22 protein-coding genes and 1 pseudogene are annotated in these 24,300 nt (G+C 63.3%); 7 read left to right on the plus strand and 16 right to left on the minus strand.

Annotation, left to right across the window (positions count from 1 at the left end):
- Nucleotides 1-45: 45 nt before the first annotated feature.
- The 5 genes from N2604_RS18665 to N2604_RS18685 form a co-directional block, all read right to left on the minus strand.
- Nucleotides 46-210: a hypothetical protein gene (locus tag N2604_RS18665; RefSeq protein WP_260376066.1), complete on the minus strand. Its 165-nt coding sequence runs from the start codon at nt 208-210 to the stop codon at nt 46-48.
- Between the two features lie 199 nt (nt 211-409).
- On the minus strand, nt 410-736 hold the full coding sequence (locus N2604_RS18670) for a hypothetical protein (protein ID WP_260376067.1): 327 nt from the start codon (nt 734-736) through the stop codon (nt 410-412).
- A 36-nt stretch (nt 737-772) separates the two neighbouring features.
- A complete protein-coding gene (locus N2604_RS18675; RefSeq protein WP_260376068.1) occupies nt 773-1,588 on the minus strand; it encodes a MetQ/NlpA family ABC transporter substrate-binding protein in 816 nt (271 codons plus the stop codon).
- A 37-nt stretch (nt 1,589-1,625) separates the two neighbouring features.
- Nucleotides 1,626-2,969 (minus strand): LLM class flavin-dependent oxidoreductase, encoded by a 1,344-nt coding sequence (locus N2604_RS18680; protein ID WP_260376069.1) that lies wholly within the window; start codon nt 2,967-2,969, stop codon nt 1,626-1,628.
- Between the two features lie 42 nt (nt 2,970-3,011).
- On the minus strand, nt 3,012-3,848 hold the full coding sequence (locus tag N2604_RS18685; protein ID WP_260376070.1) for a class I SAM-dependent methyltransferase: 837 nt from the start codon (nt 3,846-3,848) through the stop codon (nt 3,012-3,014).
- 374 nt (nt 3,849-4,222) lie between these two features.
- Here N2604_RS18685 and N2604_RS18690 point away from each other — a divergent pair, with 374 nt between their 5' ends.
- The 5 genes from N2604_RS18690 (at nt 4,223) to N2604_RS18710 (ending at nt 9,691) form a co-directional block, all read left to right on the plus strand.
- Entirely contained in the window at nt 4,223-5,662 is a 1,440-nt protein-coding gene (locus tag N2604_RS18690; protein WP_260376071.1) for an FAD-dependent oxidoreductase, read from the plus strand.
- Between the two features lie 299 nt (nt 5,663-5,961).
- Nucleotides 5,962-6,888: a TauD/TfdA family dioxygenase gene (locus tag N2604_RS18695; protein ID WP_260376072.1), complete on the plus strand. Its 927-nt coding sequence runs from the start codon at nt 5,962-5,964 to the stop codon at nt 6,886-6,888.
- A 22-nt stretch (nt 6,889-6,910) separates the two neighbouring features.
- Nucleotides 6,911-7,975 carry an ABC transporter substrate-binding protein gene (locus N2604_RS18700; RefSeq protein WP_260376073.1) on the plus strand — a complete coding sequence of 355 codons (1,065 nt, stop codon included), beginning with the start codon at nt 6,911-6,913 and terminating at the stop codon, nt 7,973-7,975.
- Nucleotides 7,972-8,832: an ABC transporter ATP-binding protein gene (locus N2604_RS18705; protein WP_260376074.1), complete on the plus strand. Its 861-nt coding sequence runs from the start codon at nt 7,972-7,974 to the stop codon at nt 8,830-8,832. Before N2604_RS18700 ends, N2604_RS18705 begins: the two co-directional genes overlap by 4 nt.
- On the plus strand, nt 8,825-9,691 hold the full coding sequence (locus tag N2604_RS18710) for an ABC transporter permease (RefSeq protein ID WP_260376075.1): 867 nt from the start codon (nt 8,825-8,827) through the stop codon (nt 9,689-9,691). Before N2604_RS18705 ends, N2604_RS18710 begins: the two co-directional genes overlap by 8 nt.
- A gap of 210 nt (nt 9,692-9,901) precedes the next feature.
- On the opposite strand, the gene N2604_RS18715 is transcribed toward N2604_RS18710, so the two are convergent.
- The 3 genes from N2604_RS18715 to N2604_RS18725 form a co-directional block, all read right to left on the minus strand.
- Nucleotides 9,902-10,474, minus strand: coding sequence for a TetR/AcrR family transcriptional regulator (locus N2604_RS18715; RefSeq protein ID WP_225114680.1), 573 nt, complete (start codon nt 10,472-10,474; stop codon nt 9,902-9,904).
- Nucleotides 10,475-10,499: 25 nt separating this feature from the next.
- Complete coding sequence (locus N2604_RS18720; protein WP_260376076.1) at nt 10,500-10,991, minus strand: DUF302 domain-containing protein; 492 nt, start codon at nt 10,989-10,991, stop codon at nt 10,500-10,502.
- A gap of 66 nt (nt 10,992-11,057) precedes the next feature.
- Nucleotides 11,058-12,512 (minus strand): amidase family protein, encoded by a 1,455-nt coding sequence (locus tag N2604_RS18725; RefSeq protein WP_260376077.1) that lies wholly within the window; start codon nt 12,510-12,512, stop codon nt 11,058-11,060.
- A gap of 264 nt (nt 12,513-12,776) precedes the next feature.
- Here N2604_RS18725 and N2604_RS18730 point away from each other — a divergent pair.
- A pseudogene (locus tag N2604_RS18730) lies at nt 12,777-13,838 on the plus strand (IS110 family transposase); the annotation flags it as partial.
- An 861-nt stretch (nt 13,839-14,699) separates the two neighbouring features.
- Here N2604_RS18730 and epsC read toward each other — a convergent pair.
- From epsC to N2604_RS18760, 6 genes are read right to left on the minus strand one after another with little or no spacing between them, the layout of a single operon-like run.
- Nucleotides 14,700-15,626, minus strand: a complete 927-nt coding sequence (epsC, locus tag N2604_RS18735) for a serine O-acetyltransferase EpsC (RefSeq protein ID WP_260376078.1) — start codon at nt 15,624-15,626, stop codon at nt 14,700-14,702.
- A gap of 45 nt (nt 15,627-15,671) precedes the next feature.
- The gene (locus tag N2604_RS18740) at nt 15,672-16,244 is read right to left on the minus strand and encodes a flavin reductase family protein (protein WP_260376079.1); all 573 of its coding nucleotides are present in this window, start codon (nt 16,242-16,244) and stop codon (nt 15,672-15,674) included.
- Between the two features lie 47 nt (nt 16,245-16,291).
- A complete protein-coding gene (locus N2604_RS18745; RefSeq protein WP_260376080.1) occupies nt 16,292-17,524 on the minus strand; it encodes an acyl-CoA dehydrogenase family protein in 1,233 nt (410 codons plus the stop codon).
- A gap of 15 nt (nt 17,525-17,539) precedes the next feature.
- Nucleotides 17,540-18,544: an NrtA/SsuA/CpmA family ABC transporter substrate-binding protein gene (locus tag N2604_RS18750; RefSeq protein ID WP_260376081.1), complete on the minus strand. Its 1,005-nt coding sequence runs from the start codon at nt 18,542-18,544 to the stop codon at nt 17,540-17,542.
- 17 nt (nt 18,545-18,561) lie between these two features.
- Nucleotides 18,562-19,290, minus strand: a complete 729-nt coding sequence (locus N2604_RS18755; RefSeq protein WP_145639705.1) for an ABC transporter ATP-binding protein — start codon at nt 19,288-19,290, stop codon at nt 18,562-18,564.
- Entirely contained in the window at nt 19,287-20,159 is an 873-nt protein-coding gene (locus N2604_RS18760) for an ABC transporter permease subunit (RefSeq protein ID WP_260376248.1), read from the minus strand. The genes N2604_RS18755 and N2604_RS18760 overlap by 4 nt, the downstream gene beginning before the upstream one ends.
- Nucleotides 20,160-20,424: 265 nt before the next feature.
- Here N2604_RS18760 and N2604_RS18765 point away from each other — a divergent pair, with 265 nt between their 5' ends.
- The gene (locus N2604_RS18765) at nt 20,425-21,516 is read left to right on the plus strand and encodes an LLM class flavin-dependent oxidoreductase (protein WP_260376082.1); all 1,092 of its coding nucleotides are present in this window, start codon (nt 20,425-20,427) and stop codon (nt 21,514-21,516) included.
- A gap of 13 nt (nt 21,517-21,529) precedes the next feature.
- Here the strand turns inward: N2604_RS18765 and N2604_RS18770 are convergent, their stop codons facing one another.
- Both N2604_RS18770 and N2604_RS18775 read right to left on the minus strand, forming a co-directional pair.
- Entirely contained in the window at nt 21,530-22,870 is a 1,341-nt protein-coding gene (locus N2604_RS18770; RefSeq protein WP_260376083.1) for an LLM class flavin-dependent oxidoreductase, read from the minus strand.
- A 43-nt stretch (nt 22,871-22,913) separates the two neighbouring features.
- Complete coding sequence (locus N2604_RS18775; protein WP_260376084.1) at nt 22,914-23,879, minus strand: aliphatic sulfonate ABC transporter substrate-binding protein; 966 nt, start codon at nt 23,877-23,879, stop codon at nt 22,914-22,916.
- Nucleotides 23,880-24,300: the final 421 nt, after the last annotated feature.

A 24,300-nucleotide genomic window follows, 5' to 3' on the forward strand; every position in this document is an offset into this window, starting at 1 on the left:
CCTTTGTGTCAGTGGAAGCTGGGGGCCGGCGCTTGGGCGGGGTTGTCAGCCGTGAGGCCCGAACAGGAAGATTTCGTAAAGATCGTCCTGGCGGCCGCTGCGGTCATCGTTCGGGCCGCCCGTCTGCGGCCGCAGTGAGCGCCGGAACCATTCGCATGCCTGCTCGAACCAGCTGGTGAAGCTTGAATGCAGCGATATGACATAGCTCATGTTCACTCCGGACAACATCGTAGGGCGAGAACACGACAAAGCTAACACGAGCGGTAACATGTTGAACATCGCCAGCCGTTGGCCACGTTCAGTTTGGTTGGATCGTACTGAGAGTGTCATCTGTTCGAGCACAAAATTCCATGGTGCCGTTTCGCAAGGAACATTTTTCATGCGGTGTGGGGAGTGCGGAGGCGTCAGATCATTCGTTCGCGAGTAGCGCGAGCACGTCGGCGTGCTGCAGACGCGGGGTGGAGCCGGCGTTCACAGGTCTACGGCAGGAGTCCGGCGCCAGCAGCAGCATGGGCAGGCCCGTGCTGCCGAACGATGCATACAGAAGGCTGCGGTCGGCGCGCTCATGCAGGTGCGATCTCGTCATCAGGCCAAGCACGAACAGGAACGCGATCAGCAGCACCAGCGGGAGGATCAATGCCTGATGCCAGCCGATGCGATCGGTCACCGCTCGCGCGTCGGCCGCCCGCTCGGCGGGCGAACGAAGGCCCGTCCATTCCAGTGTGAACTCGAACATGCTGACGCCCCGTCTCACTGCTGTTCTGCGATCCCCTCACTTCATGTAGTCGGGCAGGGTGAACCCGTCATAGAAGCGGTCAGCCAGGATCGCCGTCTTGAACGTCGGCGATTTGTAAGCGGCGACGATGTCTTGGGCCCATTCGGCATTGGCGTTGGCCTTCTTCACTGCGAGCACGTTGATGTAGGGCGTGGTCATCTTCTCCAGCGCAAAAGCATTGGTCAGCTTCAGACCGCTGAAGATTGCAAAATTGCCCTGGACAGCGGCGAAGTCGACATCGTCGAGCGCCCGCGGCGCCTGCGCGGCCTCGAGCGGCACGATCTTGATGCCGCCTGGATTCTTGATGACATCGAGCTCGGTGACATCGACCGGCTTGCTGTCGCGAATCTCGATCAGGCCGAGATCGCGCAGCACCCACAGCGCGCGCTGGAGGTTGACGGGATCGTTCGGCACCGCGACGCTGGAGCCCGGCTTGATTGACGTGCCAAGCGGGTGCTTCTTCGAATAGAGGCCCATCGGGGGCGTCGGAACGTGGACGATGCCGACAAGATCGGTCTTCTGGCGCTCGTTGTAGGACTCGAGGAAGACCGTGTGCTGCATCACATTGGCATCGATCTCGGACTTGAACACTGCGTTGTTGGCTTCAAGGCCGGTCGAGAACTCGACATAGCGGATCTTGTAGCTCTTTTTCTTGAGCTCGGGCTCGACGCCGATCTTGAACTCGTCGATGTACGGACCTGGCACGAAACCGACCCGCAACTCGGGCTTCGAGGGCTGCTGCGCCAGCGAGTTTCCGGCGGCGAGCGGGGAGAGAGCCAAAAGGCCGGAGAGTAGGAACAATGCGGTCTTCATGTCTTCTTACGGTTTCCAGTTTGGAGGGGGAGCGGTGTCAGGCGATCGCCTTGACCTGGTTGGAGTAGATGCTGGCAGGGCGGGCGAGGCCGTAATGCTCGCGCAGCGTCGTGCCGGTATAGTCCTCGCGGAACAAGCCGCGCTTGCGCAGGATCGGGACGACCTGCTCGGCAAAGACATCGAAGCCGCCCGGCAGCCAGGGCGGCATCACGTTGAAACCATCGGCCGCACCGCCCTCGAACCAGGCCTGGATGTTGTCGGCGATCTTTTCCGGCGTGCCGGCGATGACCCAATGGCCGCGCGCGCCAGCGAGGCGCTGGACCAGTTGGCGGATCGTCGGTTTCTCGCGGTCGACGATGTCGACCACCAGCTTGAAGCGGCTGGCGACGCCACGCGCACTGGCGGTGTCGATCAGATGGCGCGGCACGGGACCGTCGAGATCGTAGCCTGTGAGATCGATTCCGATCATGTGGCGCAGCTGCGTCAGGGAATATTCCGGCTGGATCAGCTCATTGAACTCGTCCTGGAGGCGGTCCGCCTCGGCTTGCGTGCTGCCGATGAAGGGGCTGATGCCGGGCAGGATCTTGATCTCGTCGGGGCCGCGATCGAAGGTGCGGGCCTGCCGCTTGATGTCCGCATAGAAGGACTTGGCGGAGTCCAGCGTCTGGTGCGCGGTGAAGATGGCTTCCGCAAAGCGCGCGGCGAAAGCGCGGCCGTCGTCGGAGGAGCCGGCCTGCACATAGACCGGCCGGCCCTGCGGCGTGCGCGAGATGTTCAGCGGGCCGCGAACGCGAAAATGCTTGCCGACATGGTCGAGCGTATGGATCTTGCTGGTATCGGCGAAGATGCCCGAGGCAGGATCGTTGACGAGCGCGTCGTCCTCCCAGCTGTCCCAGAGCCGCGAGATCACGTCGAGATATTCGCGGGCGCGCTCGTAGCGCTCGTGGTGGGGCGGGTGCTCGGGCAATCCAAAGTTCTGCGCGGCCTGTGGGGCGCTGGTCGTCACGATATTCCAGCCGGCGCGGCCCTTGCTCAGGTGGTCGAGCGAGGCGAACATGCGCGCGAGATTGTAGGGCTCGGTATAGGTGGTCGATGCCGTCGCGATCAGGCCAATGCGCTTCGTCACTGCGGCGATCGCCGCCAGCCAGGTGATCGGCTCGAAGCGAAAACGCTGGGCGTAGCGGACGTTGTCGGCCAGCGCCGGCCCGTCGGCAAAGAAGATCGCATCGAACTTGCTGGCCTCGGCGCGCTGCGCCAGCTCCTGATAATAGGTGATGTCGAGAATGCGCTCTGCCGACGACCCCTTGTAGCGCCAGGCAGCTTCGTGATGGCCGCCGGGATAGATGAAGAGATTGAGAACAAGCTGCCGTGGGTTGCTCATGGTTCGATGTCCAGATGCGATGGCCGGGGAGGAGGCCGGCGGCTACGAGATGGAAGGGGCGGCTCGCGATCCCGGCTTGCGCGCGAAAGCGAAACGCAGATATCGTTCGAGACGCAGACCCTCCGGCGTGCGCCTCGTCTCGACCAGCGCGGCAAAGGCCGCGTCGATCGCTGCCCGTTCGGTCGATGTAAAGCTGCCAAGAAAGTTGCCGAATGCGCTGGCTTCGGACCATCCGAGCACCGAATTAACGTCACCGTGGAGATCGACGAGCGAGCGCAGGTCGCTCCGGTATTCGGCGAAGCCGGTCTCGGCGAACAGCGCCCTGAGCTCCGTGTCGGTGGCTCCGAGCACGCGGTTTGACTCGCCGCTTCTCTCGCTGAACCCGGCCTGCTCAATGGCCTGGCGGAGCAGGGTGCGTGACTCGTGAGGTTTGGTCGGATCCTGCGCATTCAGGCCGATCCGGCCGCCCGGCTTGAGAACCCGCTCGATCTCGCGCAGCGCCTGCCGCTTGTCGGCGATCCAGTGGAAGACGCTGTTGAGGTAGACGGCATCGAATTGCGCAGGTCCAAAGCGCGAAAGGTCTTCGGCACGGCCGACATCGAAGGTCAGTGTCTCCGAGGCGCGCAGGCGCGCGATGGCGATCCGGTTCTCAAGCGGATCGATGCCGATCACGCGGCCGGCCGGACCGACGAGTCCCGCGACGAATTCGGTCAGGCGGCCGGTGCCGGCGCCGATATCGAGCACGTGATCCCCGGACTTCAAAGCCAGCGGTCCGATGAGGAATTTGCCATGGTGAAACTGGAGGATGCCAGCCTGCTCGTAGCTGCGTGCAAGCTCGGGCGTGTCCCGTTCGAGGCTGATGACGCCGGCGGTCGACATCGTGCTTTCCAAAATCTCCAACGCGCCGCCGAGGCGGCTTGATCGAGAAGAACTCTATGTTGTCGGAATGAGAAAAGTCGATGAAATGGATTTGCGTTGTTCGGTGCCACGCAAGCATGAATCTAACGGCGGGAGCGCGTTGAGGAGATGATGTCGCGAACCGATAATCTCAACTGAAGCCGGCGTGGCGATCGGGTGTCCCGTCGCCCGTCCTGGCTCACTTCGCGCAGTCGAAGCAAATCTTTCAACGCGCCGTGACCCCGCGGTGGGTTCGTTGTTCGTGCCGCAAAACAAAACCCATTCCATTTCATTGACTGAATGTCGCTGGCTTCTACGATTTGGTCGCATCTGATGCAGAGAAATCCGGGTGCAACATGTTTCAGTCCGATATCGACGCCGCAGCGCGCGACACCTTGCGTCTGATTGGTCCCGACCCGCAGAACTGGGTTCCTGATCGTCACGGGGTCGACCACAACGTCGCAATCATCGGCGGCGGGCAATCCGGAAGCGCTTTCGCCTTTGCACTGCGCCGTGCCGGCATCGGCAGGGTCACGGTGATCGATGCAGCGCGCGACGCGGCGTCGTCCGGCCCTTGGCTCAGCAGCGCGCGCATGCACAAGCTGCGGACGCCGAAAAGCCTGCCCGGACCCGAGCTTGGCTTGCCCGGATTGAGCTTTCAGGGCTGGTATGAAGCGCGGAATGGCGCGGCCGCATATGAAGCGATCGATCGTATTTCCCGCATCGATTGGGCGGCCTATCTCGACTGGTACCGCAAGACGCTCGGCATCGAGGTGCGCTATCGGACGAAGCTAGTCCGTATCGAGCCGGTGGCGGATCATTTGCGGCTTCATCTCGACGTCGCCGGCGAGGCAAGAACCGAAACCGCTCGCAAGATCATTCTCGCCAGCGGCTTCCCCGGCAACGGCGGTCCGTCCATCCCCGACGCGCTCTCGCGCAATCTGCCAAAGGAGCTTTACGCGCATACATTGGAAGCGATCGATTTCGGCAAGCTGCGCGACAAATCGGTCGCGGTGCTGGGCAGCGCGGCCTCCGCGTTCGATGCAGCGGCGGTTGCGCTCGAAGCTGGGGCGAGGGAGGTGCACCTGTTCGCACGCCGCGGCAAGATTGCCTCGGAGCCCGTGATCAGGACGCGCGGATATCCGGGGGCATATGACAATTATGGGGCGCTCCCGGACGCGGTCCGCTGGCATCAGGCCATCCGCTTCCGTCGCGCGGGGTCGACGCCGCCGCCCGATGCGATCGCGCGCGCTGTCAAGTTCCCCAACTTCCACCTCCATCTGGGGGCGCCGTGGATCTCAGCCAAGCCGTTCGGGCGGCGGCTGCTTGCAACCACGCCGCAAGGCGACATCGCATTCGATTTCGTCATCGCCGGTACGGGCTATCAGGTCGATCTCGCAAAGCGCGCCGAGCTCGCCGGCTTCGCGGACGAGATCCTGCTGTGGCGCGACCGCTATACGCCGAATGCGGATGAGCAGGACGAAACCCTTGGCGCACATCCCTACCTCGGTGCGGGCCACGAATTCCTGGAGAAGGAGCCCGGCCGCGCGCCTTACTTGCGGAACATCCACGTGTTCAATCCCGCAGCGTTCGTCAGCTTCGGCCTGCCGATTGGGGATGTGCCGAGCTTCAAGCGCGATATTCCGGGCGTCGTCGCGCGGATCAGCAGGGATCTGTTCCTTGACGACCTTCCGGCACATGAGGCTCGGATCAACGGGCCGATCGCCGACGACTTCGAGCCCTCGCTCTATGCGTCGGCCGTCTGGCGTTCGCCCAACATCATCGCTGCGGAATAGAGCAAAAGCATAAGTTGCCACTGGAGACGCCATGACCGCGGATGCGTCCGTTTCTCAACCGCGTCAAACTTTGGAAGCTATTTCCGAAGTCCTTGAGCTAGCATCGTGTGACTGAACAAGAGGCTGCATTGACGCAGCCTCCACGGAAAGGTCCTGCCAGACGGGATTGCCGTCGGAGCGGACGGCAATCTCGCAACAGGATCGATCGCACCATCACTGTCCTTCACTCCGTCATCGCAGCAGCGATCGGCGCACGGCGGAGCCTTGTCCAAATGGATCGCGGTATCGGGGAAGATGACATGACTGACGGAATCACCATCGACAACGTCATTCCGCGCGCGGATATCGTCAAGCGCTCGGCGCGTATTGGCGCGGAGATCAGGAACATCAAGCTCTCCGGCGATCTTCCGGATCGGACGATTTCGGCGATCAACCAGGTGCTGCTCGAGCACAAGGTCATCTTCTTTCGTGACCAGGATCATCTCGACGACACCGAGCAGGAGCGTTTTGCCTATCGGCTCGGCAAGCTGGTGCCGCATCCGACGGTCGGCGCCACCAAGGGCACGGCCTCGATCCTCGAGCTCGACTCCGCGCGCGGAGGCGGGCGGGCCGACCAGTGGCACACTGACGTCACGTTCGTCGACGCTTATCCGAAGATCTCGGTTCTGCGCGGCGTCGTGATCCCCGAGTTCGGCGGCGACACGATCTGGTCGAACACGGCTGCCGCCTATCTCGACCTGCCTGCTCCGTTGCGAAAGCTCGCCGACGAGCTCTGGGCGGTGCACAGCAATGCCTATGACTATGCGGTCAAGACCCGCGCGAGCGAAGCCGACCGGAAGCAATTCGAGGAGGTCTTCACGGCGACTGTCTACGAGACCGAGCATCCCGTCGTCCGCGTCCATCCCGAGACCGGCGAGCGCACGCTGGTGCTCGGAAATTTCGTCCAGCGCTTCGTCGGACTGTCGAAATACGACGGCCAGAAGCTGTTCGACCTGTTCCAGTCGCACATCACGGCGCCGGAAAATACGGTTCGCTGGAGCTGGCGGCAGGGGGATGTCGTCGTCTGGGACAACCGCGCGACCCAGCACTACGCCGTGAACGACTACGGCGATCAGCACCGCGTCGTGCGGCGCGCGACTATCGACGGCGAGGTGCCGGTCAGCATTGACGGGCGCCAGAGCGTCACCCGGATCAAGTCGACCAAGCCGCAAGCAAAAGCTGCCTGAAACAAGCAAGGGAGTGAATACAATGAAGATCGTCGCTTCTGCCTTGCGCCGGTTGGTGGCCGGCTTGCGTGCACGGGCAAGGGTCCGGCAAATCGGCCTTGCCAGCGTTGCGCTGGCAGGCCTGGTCGGGAGCGCCATGGCCGACCCGCAGTTCGAGAAGAACGAGATCCGCTATCAGGGTTGGGCCGGGCAGGTGACCTTCATCGAGCTGGCTGACGACCTCGGCTATCTCGCGCCGCTCAAGCTTAAATGGGTCGGTAACACCATCAGCGGACCGCAGGACATCCAGACCGTCGTCACCGGCGATATCGACATCGGCGGTGCGTTCTACGGAGCGATCATCAAGCTGATCGCCGCCAAGGCGCCGATCAAGGCCGTGGTCGGCTATTACGGATCGGACGACAACACCTACAGCGGCTACTACGTGAAGGAGGATAGTCCGATCAGGACCGCGCGGGACCTGATCGGCAAGAAGGTCGCGGTCAATACGCTGGGAGCGCACCATGAATTCGTGCTGCGCGAGTACCTGGCTCGCAACGGCCTGACGCCGGCGGAGGCGAAGCAGGTGACGCTGGTTGCGATCCCGCCGGTCACCGGTGAGCAGGCGCTGCGGCAGGGGCAGGTCGAGCTTAGCACGCTCGGCGGCGTCCTGCGTGACAAGGCACTCGAGCGCGGCGGCATTCGGCGGCTGTTTGCGGATACGGACGTCTTCGGGAACTTTACCGGAGGGGCCTATGTGCTGCGGGACAAGTTCATCAAGGACAATCCGAACACGTCCCGCAAGCTGATCGAGGGCGTGTCTCGTGCCATCGACTGGGCTCAGACAACACCGCCGGAGGAGGTCCGTGCCCGCTTCGAGCGCGTCATCGCTGAGCGCAAGCGCAACGAGGACGCCACCCCGATCAAGTACTGGAGGAGCACGGGCGTCGCGACCAAGGGCGGCGTGATCGGCGATGCCGAGCTCCAGGTCTGGATCGACTGGCTGGTCAGGGATGGCCTGCTGAAGCAGGACCAGCTCAAGCCGTCGGATCTCTACACCAACGCGTTCAACTATTTCCGCCCCGGCAAGACCGCGGAGGCCAAATGACGACGGCCAAGATCCGCTTCGAGCACGTGCGCAAGGACTTCCTGGTCCGCGGCAAGGATGGCGGGCCGGCGCAGCGCTTCACCGCGCTCGACGACATCACGCTGGATGTTCGGACCGGCGAATTCCTGGCGCTGGTCGGGCCGAGCGGCTGCGGCAAGTCGACCCTGCTGGATCTGCTCGGCGGTCTCACCGCGCCGAGCAGCGGTCGCATCCTGCTCGATGGCAAGGTCATCGAGGGTCCGGCGCGGGACCGCGGCATCGTGTTCCAGCAATATGCGCTGTTTCCTTGGCGCACGGCTGCGCAAAATATCGAGTTCGGGCTCGACATTGCCGGCCTGAAGGCCAGGGAGCGGCGGGCGGGGGCGCTGCACTATCTCGATCTCGTCGGTCTGTCCGGCTTTGCCGACCGCTATCCGCACGAGCTCTCCGGCGGCATGAAGCAGCGCGTCGCGATCGCCCGCAGCCTTGCCTACGATCCGGAGGTGCTGCTGATGGACGAGCCGTTTGCGGCGCTCGATGCGCAGACGCGGGAGACACTGCAGGGCGAGCTGTTGCGGATCTGGCGCCGCACGGGAAAGACCATCCTGTTCATCACGCACGGCATCGACGAAGCCGTGGTCCTTGGTCAGCGCGTGGCGGTGATGACCTCGCGTCCGGGTCGCATCAAGCAAGTCATCGATATTCCCGACGAGCTGCACAGCGAGACCGAGGATGTCCGTTCACTGCCCGGGTTCGGGCATGTCAGGCACGAAGTGTGGTCCTTGCTGCGCGATGAGGTCTTGAAGGCGCAAGGCTTCCCGGCCGCGGCATCGGACGGCGAGCGGATCGTCAAGGCGAAGGAGCTCGCTCATGTCTAATCTAGAGATCCTGACGTTGATGGAACTGGCCGAGGGCAGCCCGAAAGACCGGGCCAGGCAGCGCGCCGGCGTAGTTGCCGCGGCGACGGGTGGCCTGGTGCGATGGCTCGGCCTCATCGGACAGCGGTCCCTGCTGTTGCTGCTGTTCCTGGCCCTCTGGGAAACGGCGCCGCGCCTCGGTCTCATCGATGTGACCTTCCTGCCGCCGTTCTCCGAGGTGATCGCCGCGGGCTGGCAGCTTGCACAGAGTGGGGAGCTCTACGACCACGTCGGGGCAAGCCTGCTTCGTGCCCTGAGTGGTTTCCTGATCGCCATTGCCCTGTTCGTGCCGTTGGGTGTGTTGACGGGATGGTATGTCGGGTTGGGCAATCTCCTGAGTCAGGTCATCGAGATCGCGCGCAACACGGCGCCGCTGGCGCTGTTGCCGGTTTTCATCCTGCTGCTCGGGATCGGCGAGCTCTCGAAGGTCACCATGGTGGTCTACAGCTGCGCCTGGCCGCTACTGCTGAACACGATCGCTGCGGTCCGCCAGGTCGATCCGCTTCTGGTCAAGTCGGCACGGACGATGGGCGCAACGCCGAGCCAGCTGTTCCGGAAAGTGATCCTGCCGGCTTCGCTGCCGACGATCTTCGTCGGCATCCGCCTGGCGAGCGCCTCCGCGATGCTGGTGCTGGTCGCGTCCGAGATGGTCGGCGCGAAGTCGGGGCTCGGCTATCTCATCATCAACAGCCAATACAGCTTCCTGATCCCGCAGATGTATTTCGGGATCCTCGGCATCACCGTGATCGGTCTCACCTTCAACGCAATCCTGGAGGCGCTGGAGCGTCGCCTGATGCGCTGGAAGGCGCCGGCTGGCTAGGGCGGACCCATAAACGCAGGGGCGTGATGCGACGAACGCAGTGTCCGCTTCGCCCCTATAGCGGCTGAGGTCATGCGGCGGCGCAATATGTCGAGATGGGCCAGAACGAGACATTGCCGGCGGTCAGCTAGTGGGCGTCCGGAGTGTTGGCTCGTTCCGGCGGTGTGACAAATCTTCCCGCACCGCTGCATCGTTCCTAACTTAGCAAGATCAAACTCTCGCCAACTGCAGCGCGGCCTCAACGCCGCCTTCCAGGATCTGCTCTGCCTGGATGGTGTCGGGGACGGCCCGCGCGAACTGGAGGGTGCCCACCATGAGACCGAAGATGGCGGTCGCGCGACGGCGGCTCGCTGCAGAGTCGGCACCCGGGAGTAGTGCAGCCAGTGACGAAACGTAGCTTCGCAGCGCTTTCTCGTAGTCCTGCCGAGTGGACAGGGGCTGGCGGGCGACTTCCGGGAGCAACGCCGCCGAAGGGCACCCGTTCGCCGGGTCTTCGAGGTGAGCGCGGTTGAGGTATCTCCGGATCGCGCCCTCAAGGGCTAGGCCCGTCCGCCGATCCTCATCGAGGCGATGTTGTTGGTCGCTGAGCGCGCTCGCCAGCGCCTCGCGAACGAGTGCGTCTTTAGACTCGAAGTGCGGAGAGAATGCGCCTTTGGTCAGACCGGCCTCGCCCATGATCCCGGCGATCCCGGCGGCGGAGATACCGTCCTGGCGTATGCACTTCGAGGCTACATCGATGATGTGTCGTCGCGTCGCTGCCTTGTGTCCTTTCTCGAAACGCATCTTCTCTCCACTCCATCAATATCCGTTAAGCTGCGGCCGCTTCCAATAGGGCCTGGAGGTCGCGATCAAGTTGCTGGGCAACTGCATTCACATGTTCGCTGCCAAACTGACTGAACAGGGATGCCGGCCGATCATATTCAAACGCGACACCGCCATCTTCTTCCTCGCGCAGAAGGACGCGAATGGGTGCATAGAGCCCCGCCGACAATCGATGGCGGGTCATCTTGGATGCGGTGAGCGGATTTCCGATATCAAACTGGATGGATCGGCGTGTCAGCCCAGCAACAGCTAGGAGCGCGCCGTGGTCACGCTGCCCGAAAATAGTGAGCGGCGGACATGCCTCCAACTCTCGAAGCGCGCGCTCACTTTCACCGTATCGCAAGAGAGTGAATATCCCGTCATCGATGCGTGGCGCCAAGGCCGCGAGCTTGGCTCGAACGTCCTCGAAGGGCTTTGTTGAGCGGATGGTAACGTGCTCGACCGGAATGGCACGCGTTGAGTGCAGTGCATTGGACATCTGGTGATCCTCTAATCTTTTGTCGCTGTCTGCAGGACCCCTTCGCCCCGCGAAGCAACCACGACACTAGGTTGAACCGGACTTGGCACCCAAGATGCCTTCGATACCGCGGGCAAGGTTTAGAAGCCGCTGATCACTTCTTAGGGGGCCATCCAGTTCGAGCCCAATCGGCAGCCCGGCGCGAGACAGGCCGACAGGAAGGCTGATACCGGGCAGTCCCACGCTGCTTGCCGACACGGTGTGGTTCGCCAGAGCGAGGTAGCTGACGTCCTGCCCCGCGATGTGGACGGTCGCCTGTTCCCCGATCGAAGGCGCCGTGCAGGGCGTGGTCGGTTGCAGAATGGCCAACGCCCCATGAGCGACGAACGCCGTGTCGAGGCGACGCTGAATTTCCGGCCGACTCACGTTGAGCGCCACCTGATAGGCCTCTGCGGAGGTAGCACCTGCACCACCTGGCAATACGATGTGCTCCCACGCCTGCCGAAGCTGAGGCTTAAGGCTTTCGTAAATGGCCTCAAACGTCGTTGGAAGCGCGTGGCGCCGAAGAAACTCCGAAATCGCGCCCATCGTCTCATGAGCGAAGATGCCCCATGTAGCCGATTGGACGAGGGAATTGAAGTCGTGGCCAAGGTCAATTTCCACCACCTCGGCGCCGGCGTCCTGCAGTTGCCGCACCACCGCACGGAATCGGGACTCGACTTCGGGGTCAACCAGATCCAGGAACTGTCGCGGGGCGAAGGCAAGCCGGGCTCCCTTCAAGCCGTAGTCGCCCTCTGGGGACTCCGCAGCCTGTTCGCCAGTCACGACGTCGTCAACCAGAATGCAGTCCTCAACGCTTCGGGCAAATACGCCCGTCGTGTCGAGTGTATGGGAGATCGGAGCAACACCGTTGCGCGGCCAACGCCCCGTGGTCGGCTTGAAGCCCACAACTCCACAGAACGATGCGGGCACCCGGATGGACCCCACGGTGTCACCGCCCAAGGACGCGGGAACGAGTCCAGCAGCCACGGATGCGGCGGAGCCGCTTGAGGAGCCCCCTGACATGTGATCCCGCGCGTGCGGATTCTTCACCTGACCATAACGCGCGTTGTGACCGGTCAAGCCGTAAGACATCTCGACAAGATTGTTCTTGCCGAAGATCAACGCGCCCGCCTCCCTAATGGCCCGGACAGCGTCGGCATCTTCGCGCGGCACAAAATGAGCCAGACTTTCGATTCCCAGACTAGTGGGTAGCCCTTTCGTCAAATAACTGTCCTTCACCCCAAGCGGCATGCCAAGGAGCGGGGCCGCCGATCCGGCCGCACGCAACTTGTCTGCGGCCCTCGCGGCCGCCAGCACCTCCGCCTCGTCGATGGTGATGAAGGCGTTCAGTTCGGCAAGCGCTCGGGCGCGCTGCAAAAGGGCCGCGGTGTAGGCCTCGGAGGTGATGTCGCCGTTGCGAACCGCTGCTGCAGCGGCTGCGAGCCCAAGCGAGCTGACATCTGCGGTTTGTCGTGATGAGGCAGTGGTCGTGTCGTCCATGAAATCCTCGCCAGGAGCTGTTTGGCGGCACCCGGCCGCCGCCCAAGAGCGGTCCAGCTCAATGCCATTACGGTCATAATATAAAATTACGAGCGTAATTCAATGAAGGTGGCGACTTGCTAGGGACACAAGCGCGTGAAGTGCCGATGGACGATTGCGGGCAATGATTGGTTCAGCGACTTCTGCTAATGGGATGGTCCGGCCGTGCTCCTGCCCCGCCAGCAAGCGAAGCTGGCAAGGGGCGCCAAAGACAAGGAGCACGCCATGTCACAGACACCCAATACCGCGATCGCCGTGATCGGCATCGATATCGGCAAGAACTCGTTCCACGTCGTGGGCCACGATGCGCGCGGCGCCATCCTGCTGAGGCAAAAGTGGTCGCGTGGCCAAGTGGAAGAGCGGCTCGCAAATATACCGCCTTGCCTGATCGGCATGGAAGCCTGCGTCGGGGCACATCACCTGAGCCGCAAACTCGCATCGCTTGGTCACGATGCCAGGTTGATGCCGGCCAAATATGTCCGCCCCTATAGCAAGGGGCAGAAGAACGACTTCAATGATGCCGAAGCGATTGCCGAAGCCGTGCAGCGCCCGACGATGAAGTTCGTCGCGACCAAGACCGCGGAGCAACTGGATCTGCAGGCGCTGCACCGGGTGCGCGAGCGGCTGGTGTCGCAACGCACCGGCATCATCAACCAGATTCGCGCCTTCATGCTGGAACGCGGGATCGCCGTGCGCCAGGGTATCGGCTTCTTGCGCACCGAACTGCCCACCATCCTTGCGACCCGCACCGATGCCCTGTCGCCACGCATGTTGCGTGTCATCGAGGAGTTGGCAGGCGACTGGCGCCGGCTGGATCAGCGCATCGATGGCCTATCCGGCGAGATCGAAGCACTGGCCCGTCAAGATCAGGCATGCTCGCGCCTGATGACGGTGCCTGGCATCGGGCCGATCATTTCGAGCGCCATGGTGGCCGCGATCGGCACTGGAGACGTATTCTCCAAAGGCCGCGACTTCGGCGCTTGGCTCGGACTGGTGCCCAAGCAGATCTCGACGGGAGACCGCACGATCCTCGGCAAAATCTCGAGGCGCGGCAATCGCTACCTGCGCGTTCTGTTCGTGCAGGCGGCGTGGGTTGTGCTGGTCAGGATAAAGAACTGGGAACGTTACGGGCTCAAGTCCTGGATCGAAGCCGCCAAAAGGCGGTTGCACCACAACGTGCTCGCGATCGCGCTCGCCAACAAGCTTGCCCGCATCGCCTGGGCGGTGCTGGCCAAAGGACGCACCTTCGAGCTGACGAGGACCGACGATGCAGGCGTCCGACCCGCTTGGCCCTCGCGCCGGGCTCGGCGCGGTCAAGGCGCAGCCTGGCAACGCCGGAGCCAGCCGCAAGCCAAGCGCGACGGCTGGCCTTGACCGCCCCTGCGCACGACGCGATCGACGTTCTGCGGGCCGGGACGAAGGAACGGCCCTTGGCTCGAACAAAGGAACTGAGCGATATGAGGAGCAAACGATGACGTAGCCCCACATTCCAGCCGAGGTCTGCGAGAGGATGAGACGAGATGGAGGTTCGGTCTTCCCGGCGCATGCGAACACTGGTGACCCAAATGGCCCAATCGAGGCCTGTCCGCTAACGAGAACGCACGCGCGCTGATATCCATGGTGGCCCGGAGCAAATGCTCCAATCAAAGGCCGGATACATTGATGCAAGACCGCTTACCGCCAGTTCGGCAAAACCACTTGCAACGCACGGCCGGACCATACATTGGGTCAAAATCGGTCCTGCCATTCCTCGAATTGGACGCAAGTACGTCTCCAATCCTCTAGAAGCGGACGCCGTATTGGAAAGGCTCCGGGCTGAAAATGACCAGCCTCACTAGCTGAGGAGGTCAACATGACCGTTTCCCCAAGCACCATCCCCGCCGTCTCAAAGCACGTTCCTTGGAACAATGGCAAGATCGGCGGCGCAAAGCTCCGTCCGAAGCACGTCTGGTCAATCCGGACCAAGCTCCAGCGAACTGACCTGCTTCGGCCTCTATCTTTAGCGCGCTCGCAACCAGTCGAGCGGTTCTTCAACAGGATCAGACAACGTCGTCGCGTGGCGACGCGCTACACAGGCTCGCCGCAAACTATCTTGCCTTCGTTCAACTCGCGTTGAGGCTATGGCTGCGCCTTAGTGAGTCCGCGCCCCTAGCCTTGCTTATTGCGGACCGTGGCCTGCGTCACGATGCTGTTCGGCGGCACACTGTGGGTCAGCCAGACATTGCCGCCGATCGTCGATCCGCGGCCGATGGTGATCCGGCCCAAGATCGTAGCGCCGGCATAGATGACGACGTCGTCTTCCACGATCGGATGGCGGGCGTCGCCCTTGATCAAGCTGCCATCGTCGTCGGTCGGGAAGTGACGGGCGCCGAGCGTGACGGCCTGATAGACGCGGACGTTGTCGCCTATGATTGCGGTCTCGCCGATCACCACGCCGGTGCCGTGGTCGATGAAGAAGCCAGAGCCGATGCTCGCGCCGGGATGAATGTCGATCCCGGTGCGGGTATGCGCGATCTCGGCGATCAGGCGAGCGATGAGCCGGGCGCCCAGCCCGTGCAGGATATGGGCGAGGCGGTGATGAATGATTGCCGTCATCCCGGGATAGCCGATCAGGATCTCGGGAAAATTGCGCGCAGCGGGGTCACCGACGAAGGCGGCCCGGAGGTCATCGATGAGGAGCCCGCGCACGACCGGCAGTCGCGAGCCGAATGTCCGGGTCAGTTCGACGGCGTCCTCGCGGCGGAAGCCCGCGGTGAGCTCGTCGCCGATGAAGAGGGCGCCGCGATGGATCTGGTCGCACAACGAGTCCAGGGCGACGCTGAGGGTATTCCCGACGAAATAGTCGATATTCTCGCCGTCGAGCTCGGAGCGACCGTAATGCCGTGGAAACAGTGCTGCCGTGAGGCCATCGAGGACCGCCTCTAGCGCTTCGCGCGATGGGGCCTGGCGTGCTTCGCCGTCCCTGCGGATGCTGTGTGTCTCCTCCCGGGAGACGCGTAGCTCGGCCACGATCCGGTCGAGCTGCCACCGCTTGGCAGTCGGCTCCAGGTCCGATGTCGGGATTTCGCGTTTCATGCTGCCCTCGTTTATGCCGGAGATCGAGAAGCCGCAGGAGTGCTCCTACCTGACATGCGCCAGGGGGATGCTGATCTCGGCGAGCAAATCCAGATCGAAATCGTGCTTTATCTCGATGTATTGACCGTTCCAGTATACCAGCCCCGACAGCTGGGGCGACAGTTCGAAGCTCAAGATGCTGCCGACGATGATCCCATGCGAGTATCGCTCGATGATCTCCTCCACCTGGCATTCGACCCTCGCCAGTGAATTGCCAAGCAGGGGAACGCCGGACGGCCCAGCCATCCAGGCGACGCCTTCATAGCGCTGGACCCCCTTCAGCCTGCCATTGCTGAATCGGCTCGCGAGCTCCTGCTGGTCGGATCCGAGAATGTTGACCCCGAACACCCTGTGACGCTCGATCGGGGCAAAAGACGACGCCTGCCGATTGACGCTGACCAGCACGCGCGGCGGGCTCGCGCTCAGCGAGGTCAGCGACGTGACCGTCATGCCCGTGATGTCGTCGTCGCGGCCGGCCGTGATGATACTGACGCCACCGGCGAGGCGGCGCATCACGGCGCGGAACTGGTGCTCGATCTCATTGCTGTCTGTGACGAGATGGATGTCCGACCTTCCCATGTCTGTCTCTCCTTGCGTCGGACCGTCGAACAAAGGCGCCGTCTTGGCTAGAAGAAGCCTTTCGCCGGCAGCGGCGTGCCGCTGATTTCGTACTGGCCGATCGAGCGCGCCTTGTAGGTGGTCGGATTGTGCGACGACAGCGTGCGCGCATTGCGCCAGTGCCGGTCGAAATTGGTGACCTTCTTGGTCGCCGACGCGCCGCCGACATCGAACAGCAGGCTGCCGCCGCGGATGGCGAAATCGTCCGCGACGATCTTGGCTTTGGCCGAGAGCAGGGCGGCGGTGTGGGCGGCTTCCGCGGCGTTCGATGCGCCCGCGTCGAAGGCATCGGTCGCGACATCGAGCGCCTCGGCGGCCGCCAACACCACCGTTTCAGCCGCAAACGCGCCGCTCGCGATCTGGCCGACGGTCTGCTGAAGCAGGGGATCATCGGTCGGAACTTCCGTGGGCGCGTAATAGAAGGTTCGCTTGCGCGAATGGATCAGGGCGGTCGCGTCGCGCAAGGTCGCGCGCGCGATACCGGCAACGACCGCGGTCAGGAACAGCTGCGCGAACGTGTTGGAGTAAGGCACGCCGTAGCCGGTGTCGGGCGTGTCGAACACGATCTCCTGGCGCTTGACCTTGACGTTGCGGAAATGCGTCGTGCCGGTCGCGGTGAGCCGCTGTCCGAGCCCATCCCAGTCGTCGACCAGCTCGATGCCCTCGCGCTTGATCGGGACGATGGTCGCGCCGCTGATGCCATCAGGATCGGCGGCGCGGACGAGCACGTAGTCCGAATACAGCGTGCCGGTGCTGTAATATTTGGTCCCGTTCAGGAGGTAATCGCCGTTTCCGTCAGGCGTGAAGGTCGTACCCGGCGTGACATTGCCGACGCGGGGGCTTTCGAGCTCGGTGGTGGCCAGCCCAATGGTCGCGCCTTGCGCGACCGCCTTCTGCCACGCGCGGCTCTGCTCATCCTTGGGCGTACGCACCAGCCGTTCCACCACGCTGAAATGGTTGCGGAGGATATGCGCGACATTGGCGTCGGCCTCGCCGAGGCGGATCACGAAAGCGAAGAGATCGCGGATCGTGCTGCCGGCGCCGCCGGCGCTCACTGGCAGCCGCAGCGCGCCGAGACGGGCGCGGCGGATGAGATCGATGATTTCGAAGGGCAGCACGCGGTCGCGTTCTCGCGCGCTCGCACCCTCGGCGATCTGGCTGAGCAGCGCTTCCAGCTCGGGCGAGCCGGTCTTGAGCGGCTCGGATGTGCCGAGGGAGGGGGCGAATACGGTCTTGTTCATCGTCTGACCTGTCAATTAGAGCTGGGCGAGATGGTCGGTGACCTTGACCGGCTCGGGCAGAACCTTGCGCGCGACCAGCCAGTCGGCGGCCTTTTGCAGCTCGCTGATGAAGCGCTCGTCATTAACCGCGAAGTAGCGGTACTTTCGTTTCAGCGCGATGAACTGATCGCGGACCTCGTCGCTGTACTTGCCCGCCTTCTGGGCGATGTACTCCGCCTCCTTCCCGTTCTCCGAGATCCACTTGCCTTCGGCGCGAAACGCATCGTTGACGGCTCGCACGAGGGCAGGGTTGTCGGTCGCGAATTTGCGGGTGGTCAGGTACGAGGTGTAGTCGATTTGGAAGTCGAGATCGCGACCCTCAAGGAAAATGTCGTGCGCCTTGTATTCGAGCCGGGCGATATCGACGCCGGGGCTCCACATCGACCAGGCGTCGACCTTGCCGGAGGCGAGCGCAGGTGCCGCATCGGGCGGATTGAGATAGACGAACTTGACCTTGGAACGGTCAACCTTGTGCTTCTCGAGCGCGGCCACCAGCAGGAATTCGCCGAGGCCGGAGCGGTTGACCGCGACCGACTTGCCGACGAGGTCCTCGACCTTATCGATGCCGGAGCCGTCCTTGGCGATGATCGCCGTAGTGCGGGGCTCGTAAACCACGAACTGGGTGAACACCAGCGGCGAACTGGCGATGATCGCGGCCAGCGCAGGGGTCGTGCTGCCGCCGAAGCTGAAATCGGCGCTGCCTCCGGTGACGGCCTGCAATGTCGGGGCGTGGTTCGGGAAGGGCCCGAGCCATTCGACCTTGATGCCGTCCTTGGCCAGCACCTTCTCGAACTCGCCGCGTTCCTTGGCGATCAGATTGAGACCGCTCATGCCCCAGGTCAGGCGAACCGTATCCGTGGTGCGGCCAGTTGCGGCCTCGGCAAAGTCGCCGATGTTCAGGCCGGCGAGGGCGCCCACGCCGAAGGCCGCGGTGCTGAGAAAGCTGCGGCGGGACGGCTTGGAGATGGAAGAGTCGGACATGATGGCCTTCCGTTGAATTAATGGGTGGAGTGCGAATTCACGCCGAGCTCGGCAAGGAGCTCGCTACGCGAGATGGGTGTCGAGCCGTTGCGTGCGACGCGGTGCTCGTAGGCGATGGCGCCGTTCCGCATCACCAGGATGCGATCCGCCAGAGCAATCGCTTCGTCGACGTCGTGCGTGACGAGCAGAACGCCCGGCTGATGGTTGGCGACGAGCTCGCGAACGAGCTCATGCATGCGGATGCGGGTGAGCGCGTCCAATGCGGCAAACGGCTCGTCGAGGAGCATGAGCTCTGGCTGCTGCACCAGCGCGCGGGCCAGCGCGACGCGCTGGGCCTGTCCGCCGGACAAATTGCGCGGCCAATCGTCGAGACGGTCGCCGAGGCCCACCTCGGTCAACGCTTCGGCGGCGCGCTCGCGTGCGTCCGGCACCTGCAAACCAAGTGAGACGTTGCGCCAGAGGCTGTCCCAGGGCAGAAGCCGGTGCTCCTGGAATACCACCGCCGGCCGGCGCGGCGCGACGATGCGCCCGCCCTGGATCGAGTCCAAGCCGGCGAGCGCCCGCAGCAATGTCGTCTTGCCGCAGCCGCTTTCGCCGAGCAGGGCGACGAACTCGCCCCGTTCGATGCGCAAGTTCAGCTTTTCGATGACCACGCGGCTGCCGTAACTGCGAACGAGATTGCTGACGACGACAGCCGGGCCGGTTTCGAATGAAGCGGGCGACAGTGGAGCCACGTGAGCGTTCATCGTGCTGCCCCATAATTCGGATGCCAGGCGAGAAGGCGCCGTTCGAGAAAGCGTGCAATTCCGTCGGCCGCGACGCCGATGAGCGCATAGATCACGATGGTCAGCACGATCACGTCGGTGCGCAGGAATTCACGCGCGTCCATGGCGAGGAAGCCGATTCCCGACTGCGCGCCGATGGTTTCAGCGACGACCAGCGCCAGCCATGCCGTCGCCAGCGCATAGCGAACCCCGGTCAGGATCGACGGCAAAGCGCCCGGAAGGATGATCCGGCGGATCAGCTGAAACGAGCTCAGGCCCTGGACGCGGCCGAGCTCGAGCAGTTTTGGATCGACCTGGCGAATACCGAGGACCGTGTTGATGTAGATCGGGAAGGTGACGCCGAGGGCCACAAGGAAGATCTTCTGGGTCTCACCGACGCCAAGCCAGACGATGACCAGGGGCAGCGCTGCGAGGAACGGGATGGCCCGGATCATCTGCACGCTGCGGTCGATCAGGGCTTCGGCGATGCGGGAGAAGCCGACGAGAATGCCGAGGCCGCCACCAATGGCCGATCCGATCACGAATCCTGCCGCCGCCCGCAGCAGGCTCACGCCGAGATCGTTGAGCAGTGTGCCCGTGGTTGCGAGCTTGAAGGCGGTGCGGATCACCTTGCTCGGTGCGGGCAGAACTTGCGGCGAGAGCCATCCTGCCTGTGCCAGCCATTCCCAGATGACGACCAGCACCACCGGTGCCAGCCACGACAGAAGCTGAAGGCCGCGAGTGCCGGGTTTGCTTTTCGCGGCGGTGGGAGCGAGTGCGTTGCCGCCGCTTTGCGATGACGGCGCGCGGTCCGCACCGATCACGCTGCGGTCGATGCCGCTCAGTTCCATATTGCTCAAGACGCAAGACCTCGTTTCACGCACTGCATCTGATGCAGAAGGCGAGACGGCAATCACCTGCCGTCTCCACAAAATGTCCCACGAAATCGGGCTGGCAGAAATAGAGCGGTATTTCAATTGTCGTCAGATCCGGAGTGATCTGCTGTTGTCGCAGCGTGGCTGAACGACAAAGAAAATCTTTTGATGCAGGTCTGCTTGAACTTGCGCCAGCCATTGGCGAGAACGCTCTAAGTCGAGAGAGCTACGGGAGAGTATCATGACGGCTGCACCTCTTCGCTTCGGCATCTGGGCCCTGGTGCACGGGCCGCGTGCCGCGCATCAGGACCCGGAAGAGCCCTATGATGCCTCGTGGGAGCGCAATCGTGATCTCATTCTTGCAGCCGAGGAGCTCGGGTACGATTCGACGCTGATCGCGCAGCACACGATCAATCCGCATCAGGAGGATCTCGACCAGCTCGAAGCTTGGAGCGCTGCTGCAGCGATTGCGGCGCTCACCAAGCGCATCGAGATCATCGCCGCGATCAAGCCGTATCTCTATCACCCGGTCGTGCTGGCCAAGCTCGCGCTGGGGATCGAGAACATCAGCCGCGGCCGGTTTGCGATCAATCTGGTCAATGCCTGGAATCGTCCGGAGCTGGAGAAGGCGGGGATCGGCTTTCCCGAGCACGATGCCCGCTATGCTTACGGCAAGGAATGGATCTCCGTCGTGTCCCGCCTGATGGAGGGCGAGCGCCTCAATTTCAGCGGCGATCACTTCAACGTCACGGACTATGCGCTGCGGCCGACCAGCCTGTACCGCAAGCGCCCGGCCATCTATGTCGGCGGGGAATCCGAGCCGGCGCGCGATCTGGTCGCCGGCCATGGCGACGTCTGGTTCATCAACGGACAGCCGCTCGATGATGTCGCCGGCCTGATCGCCGATGTCGCGGCGCGGCCGCGCGGTTCAGCGCCGCCATTGCGCTTCGGTCTGTCCGCCTTTGTCGTGGCACGCGAGACCCGTGAGCAGGCGCAGGTCGCCTATGAGCGGCTGCTCAGCCTTGCGGCCAAGGATGCGCCGATGAAGGCGATCCAGAAGCAGAATACCGACCCGAAAGTCGTGATGATGCAGACGATGCAGAAGACGCCGCGGGTCGGCAGCAACGGCGGCACGGCCGCGGGGCTGGTCGGCAGTTACGATGAGATCGCGGCGCGCATCGAGGCATTCCATGCCGCCGGTATCGAAGTCTTCATGCTGCAATTCCAGCCGTTCGAGGCAGAGATGCGGCGCTTCGCCGAGGAGATCATCCCTCGTGTCCGGGCCAGACAACCAGCCAGGCCTGCCGCGAAGCTGGCCCATCCCATAGGATAGGCGGTCGCGACGATCAGGCCGAGGCGACTGCCGGCGGTTGCTTTGCGTAGCGGCTTGTCGGCCGCGGCAGACCGAAATGGTCGCGCAATGTTGTGCCTGTGTACTCGGTGCGGAACAATCCGCGCTTCTGCAGGATCGGCACGACGGTATCGACGAAGGTCTCCAGGCCTGTGGGCAGAACATCCGGCATCAGGTTGAAACCGTCCGCGGCGCCGGCCTTGAACCAGGCCTCGATATCGTCCGCGACCTGCTCCGGCGTGCCCACTATGATGCGATGGCCAACGCCGCCGCCGAGGGCGCGGATCAACTGGCGGACCGTGAGATTGCCGCGGCGGGCAAGGTTCACGGTGCCCTGGAACATGGTGTGATTGGCATTCGCCGGAAGCGGCAAGGGATCGGGAAGCGGCTTGTCGAGTTCGAGCAGAGCAGGGTCGATCTGAAGCGTGCCGGCGAGACGCGCCAGGCTGTATTCGATCGGGACCAGTTCCCAAAGCTCATCCTGCCGCCGCTTTGCTTCGGCTTCCGTGCTGCCGATGACGGTCGCAAGTCCCGGCAGAATCACAATGGAATCACCGGAGCGTCCGTAAGCCGCGGCACGCGTGCGCAGATCGCGCGCATAGGCGACGCCTTCCTCGATCGACTGCGCCAGTGTGAACACGGCCTCCGCATAGGCGGCGGCGAAGTCGCGGCCGTCGCTGGAGCCGCCCGCCTGCACCGTCACCGGTCGTCCCTGCGGCGAGCGCGGCACGTTCAGGGGGCCGGCGACTGAATAATGCGGGCCGCGATGGGCGATTGGGTGTACTTTCGACGTATCGACGAACCTGGCGCTCGCCTTGTCGCCGACAAAGGCGTCGTCCTCCCAACTGTCGAACAGGGCATGGACGACCTCCGTGAACTCCTTGGCGCGCTCGTAGCGGGCCTTGTGTTCCAGCGCGCCCGAGAGGCCGAAATTGCGACTTGACGCGGCATCTGCGGTCGTGACCGCGTTCCATCCGGAGCGGCCGCCACTCGCGTGATCGAGCGACACGAAGCGGCGCGCAATGTTGTAGGGCTCGTTATAGCTCGTCGACACGGTCCCGATCAGGCCGATATGCGTTGTCGCGGCGGCGACGGTCGCCAGAATGATGGTCGGTTCCAGCGACGTGAACGACCGATAGTCGATACGATCGTTCACGGCCGGAGAATCCGCGAGAAAGATCGCGTCGAGCTTGCCGCGCTCGGCAATCTGCGCCACCCGGACGTAGTGCCCGAGGTCGAAGAATGCGCGCGGATCACTGTCGGGCAGGCGCCAGGCCGATGGATAGACGCCGGAGTGGAGCAGGTTGACGTTCAGGTGTAGTTGGCGTGGCGACATAAAAATTCCCAAGGTCGGCAGCGGAAGCCGCGAATTGCCGAGTTCAAGACCCTTTCGGCGACCAGATCTTGATGGTCGTGGTGTCGAGCTTCACCGGGATCAAACCCTCGGCGTGGAATGCATCGGCAATGCGCTGCTGCTCCGACAAGCCGGGTCCGGTGACTGCGCCCACCTGATAGGACCGGTGGCTATTCGCTTCTTCGACGATTGCCGCGTCGATACCCCAAAGCCCGGCGAGCAATGTAGCGGCGTCCTTTGGCTGCGCCTTCACCCATTTGCCGGTTGCGGCAAGCTTGGTGAAGATCACATTCAGCACCTCGGCATGCTTGTCCGCATAGGCGGCCGACGCGAGATAATAGCGCTTGTAGCTCGCAAGACCGTTGCTGCCATCGGACAGGATGCGGCCCTTGGTCTGATGCAGGGCGCTGGTCAGGAACGGATCCCAGGCGACCCAGGCATCGACATTGTTGCTGAGAAATGCCGCACGGCCGTCGGCCGGCGTGAGATAGGCAGGCGTGATGTCCTTGAAGCTGAGCCCCGATTTCGCCAGCGCCGCAAGCAGCAGATAGTGGCTGCCGGCGCCCTTGGTCACCGCGATCTTCTTGCCCTTGAGCTCTGCAACGGTCTTGATGGTCGTAGACTGCGGAACGACGATCGCCTGCGCCGCGGGCGAAGCGGCTTCCTCGGCGACATAAGCGAGCTTGGCGCCGGCAGCCTGCGCGAAGATCGGCACGGTGTCGGCGACATCAGCGCCGAAATCGATGCTGCCGATGTTGATGGCTTCCAGCAGCGGCAGGCCGCTGGTGAACTCGTGCCAGGAGATGGTGACGCCGAGTGGCGCGAGCGCCTTCTCCAGCTCGCCGTTCGTCTTCAGGATCGCCGTCAGCGTCGAGGATTTCTGGTAGCCGATGCGGATTTCCTCGGACGATGCGGGCTGAACGGACGCAATCGCGAAGAGGCCGAGCGCGGTCGCGGCAAGGGCTCGCAGGTGGGACATGGGGCGAGACATGAAGGGCTATCCTTAGGGCTCAGCCGCTTTGAGCAGCTCATATGGGCAAGGCAGTAAGCCTGCAATGTGCCTGCAATCGACGCCGCCTTGCAATTTCAAGGTATCGCTCCGCGCGGCACGAACATTCTCCACTCGGCTTCGATCTGAGACGGAGTTTCTCCAGCGCGATTGCGGCTCGGCGGGGTCGCGTTGAAGGTGTTGAAGCGCAGCTCGCGCGATCTCGTCATGACCGCGCACGATTGTCTATTGCGCGGCAGATCCGCTGCGCGCGACCGTTATGAGCATTTTGCCCGAGCGAGTTTGTTTCCAATTCGACAAAGGCGCGGAAACAAACGCGTTGCGAGGTGGCGATGATGCAGTACGCGCATCGCTATTTTTCTGACATGCTCGACAGAGGTGGAATCCGGCCGCATCATTTTCA

Origin of the sequence: Bradyrhizobium sp. CB1015 (assembly GCF_025200925.1) — a bacterium.
Lineage (GTDB): Bacteria > Pseudomonadota > Alphaproteobacteria > Rhizobiales > Xanthobacteraceae > Bradyrhizobium.

Bases quoted from the DNA above. Each gene is read 5' to 3' on its own strand.
- N2604_RS18740 (WP_260376079.1), bottom strand. From the start codon at position 16,244: ATGGGAAGGTCGGACATCCATCTCGTCACAGACAGCAATGAGATCGAG.
- N2604_RS18770 (WP_260376083.1), bottom strand. From the start codon at position 22,870: ATGTCGCCACGCCAACTACACCTGAACGTCAACCTGCTCCACTCCGGC.
- N2604_RS18765 (WP_260376082.1), top strand. From the start codon at position 20,425: ATGACGGCTGCACCTCTTCGCTTCGGCATCTGGGCCCTGGTGCACGGG.
- N2604_RS18720 (WP_260376076.1), bottom strand. From the start codon at position 10,991: ATGTCCAATGCACTGCACTCAACGCGTGCCATTCCGGTCGAGCACGTT.
- N2604_RS18750 (WP_260376081.1), bottom strand. From the start codon at position 18,544: ATGTCCGACTCTTCCATCTCCAAGCCGTCCCGCCGCAGCTTTCTCAGC.
- N2604_RS18665 (WP_260376066.1), bottom strand. From the start codon at position 210: ATGAGCTATGTCATATCGCTGCATTCAAGCTTCACCAGCTGGTTCGAG.
- N2604_RS18775 (WP_260376084.1), bottom strand. From the start codon at position 23,879: ATGTCTCGCCCCATGTCCCACCTGCGAGCCCTTGCCGCGACCGCGCTC.
- N2604_RS18745 (WP_260376080.1), bottom strand. From the start codon at position 17,524: ATGAACAAGACCGTATTCGCCCCCTCCCTCGGCACATCCGAGCCGCTC.
- N2604_RS18700 (WP_260376073.1), top strand. From the start codon at position 6,911: ATGAAGATCGTCGCTTCTGCCTTGCGCCGGTTGGTGGCCGGCTTGCGT.
- N2604_RS18755 (WP_145639705.1), bottom strand. From the start codon at position 19,290: ATGAACGCTCACGTGGCTCCACTGTCGCCCGCTTCATTCGAAACCGGC.
- N2604_RS18725 (WP_260376077.1), bottom strand. From the start codon at position 12,512: ATGGACGACACGACCACTGCCTCATCACGACAAACCGCAGATGTCAGC.
- N2604_RS18670 (WP_260376067.1), bottom strand. From the start codon at position 736: ATGTTCGAGTTCACACTGGAATGGACGGGCCTTCGTTCGCCCGCCGAG.
- epsC (WP_260376078.1), bottom strand. From the start codon at position 15,626: ATGAAACGCGAAATCCCGACATCGGACCTGGAGCCGACTGCCAAGCGG.
- N2604_RS18675 (WP_260376068.1), bottom strand. From the start codon at position 1,588: ATGAAGACCGCATTGTTCCTACTCTCCGGCCTTTTGGCTCTCTCCCCG.
- N2604_RS18680 (WP_260376069.1), bottom strand. From the start codon at position 2,969: ATGAGCAACCCACGGCAGCTTGTTCTCAATCTCTTCATCTATCCCGGC.
- N2604_RS18715 (WP_225114680.1), bottom strand. From the start codon at position 10,474: ATGCGTTTCGAGAAAGGACACAAGGCAGCGACGCGACGACACATCATC.
- N2604_RS18690 (WP_260376071.1), top strand. From the start codon at position 4,223: ATGTTTCAGTCCGATATCGACGCCGCAGCGCGCGACACCTTGCGTCTG.
- N2604_RS18705 (WP_260376074.1), top strand. From the start codon at position 7,972: ATGACGACGGCCAAGATCCGCTTCGAGCACGTGCGCAAGGACTTCCTG.
- N2604_RS18760 (WP_260376248.1), bottom strand. From the start codon at position 20,159: ATGGAACTGAGCGGCATCGACCGCAGCGTGATCGGTGCGGACCGCGCG.
- N2604_RS18695 (WP_260376072.1), top strand. From the start codon at position 5,962: ATGACTGACGGAATCACCATCGACAACGTCATTCCGCGCGCGGATATC.
- N2604_RS18710 (WP_260376075.1), top strand. From the start codon at position 8,825: ATGTCTAATCTAGAGATCCTGACGTTGATGGAACTGGCCGAGGGCAGC.
- N2604_RS18685 (WP_260376070.1), bottom strand. From the start codon at position 3,848: ATGTCGACCGCCGGCGTCATCAGCCTCGAACGGGACACGCCCGAGCTT.